This is a genomic window from Cohnella phaseoli, from assembly GCF_003386235.1.
GTDB lineage: Bacteria > Bacillota > Bacilli > Paenibacillales > Paenibacillaceae > Cohnella > Cohnella phaseoli.
The window spans coordinates 1-1,645 of the sequence record NZ_QRDZ01000071.1; the positions used below are offsets into that span (position 1 = coordinate 1).

1 protein-coding gene is annotated in these 1,645 nt (G+C 47.2%); it reads left to right on the forward strand.

What is annotated here, in order from left to right:
* Window positions 1–301 precede the first annotated feature (301 nt).
* Window positions 302–1,555: an IS110 family RNA-guided transposase gene (locus DFP98_RS38505; protein ID WP_116065955.1), complete on the forward strand. Its 1,254-nt coding sequence runs from the start codon at window positions 302–304 to the stop codon at window positions 1,553–1,555.
* Window positions 1,556–1,645: the final 90 nt, after the last annotated feature.

The window sequence follows — 1,645 nt, forward strand, 5'->3', positions numbered from 1 at the left end:
TCATGATTATTCCCATTCCTTTCGCTTCGCTCAAGGCACAAAACGGAATGAAATCCGTCAGCCTTGGGCGTTTTTTTGTATGCTTGAGTTACGGAGATACCAGTACACTACAAATCACGTGGAGAGGAGTGGGCTGTCGCTTTCTTAGGACAACCGCATGATTATATGTGTAGATTGCCTTTCCAAGCACAAATAAGTGTCGCCTCGAGCACGCAGACTTATCTTTGATAAACAACTCGTTTATAGCTGGGCAATCAGTCCCTGCTGGCTATCTCTGTATATCATAGAGAGGAGTCTGGATATGGCCTTAAAAATTGTTTACCCTGTCTGCTGTGGAATCGATGTGCACAAAACCTTCGTCGTCGCCTGTATCGCCTCCACCAACAGTAAGGGCGTCACGACTTACAAAAGCCATCGCTTTTCTACCTTCACCAAAGGTTTGAATGAGCTGTCACAGTGGCTTTGTGAGCATCACTGTAAAGATGTCTGCATGGAATCGACCGGGAAATACTGGATTCCCGTATTCAACATGCTCGAGCACGCCTCCAACATCACACTCGCGCATCCCAAGTACGTCAAAGCCATTCGCGGCAAGAAGACGGATAAGAAGGATGCCAAGTGGATTGCCGACTTGTTCAAACACGATCTTGTCGCCGGAAGCTTTATGCCTCCTTTGCCCATCCGACAGTTGCGCGACTTGATGCGTTACCGCTTCAAACTGACGAACTTTACGTCGAGTGAGAAAAATCGGCTCCAGAACAGTCTGACCGTTTCGAATATCCAGATTGGCAGTGTCGTTTCCGATACATTCGGCAAAAGCGCTATGAATATCATTAACAAACTGCTTGACGATCCGAGTGAAACGTCTTTTGACCTTGAACCGCTTATTCACGGCTCTCTGAAAGGCAAACTGCCTGAACTTGCGCTTGCCATTGACGGCTTCATTACGCCTGAGCAAGCCGGGAAGATCAAGGTCATCAAACAACATTACGACAACCTCGAATCCTGTAAAGCTGAACTGGAATCTATTGTCCTTTCCCTTGCCAACGCCTACACAGAGGAACTCAACTTGATCTTGACTGTTCCGTCCTTCAAAAACATCTTTTCCGCCATTGCTGTGGTTTCGGAAATCGGTGTCAATATGGACGTGTTCCTGACAGCCAAACATTTGTGCTCCTGGGCAGGGCTTACCCCTTCCAATGATCAAAGCGCCGGCAAGAGAAAGTCAGTCAGGATTTCGAGAGCTGGTGTCTATATCAAGCCTCTTTTGGTACAGTGTGCCACCGCTGTTGTCAAAAGCGAAAAGCATCCCGAAATCCGAAACCGCTACTTACAACTCAAGAGACGCAGGGGTCACAAACGCGCCGTTATTGCCATTGCAAGAATGCTGTTAACGGCGATCTATCACATCTTGAAGAACAAACAACCCTATAACCCTGATTTGTACAAGAGGTCCGATGTTCGTCCGGTAGACCGCGAAATTACGGTAGAACAAGCGATTTTACTGGCACAGCGTCAGGGCTATCAAGTTATGGACCTTCCTCTTTCAGTGTAGGACCATATTTTCCCTTTTTCCGTCATTTGGACGGTTTGTTTGGGTTGCCTATTTCTGTTCATACGTGCGTTAGCTGTGGATTTCAGACTT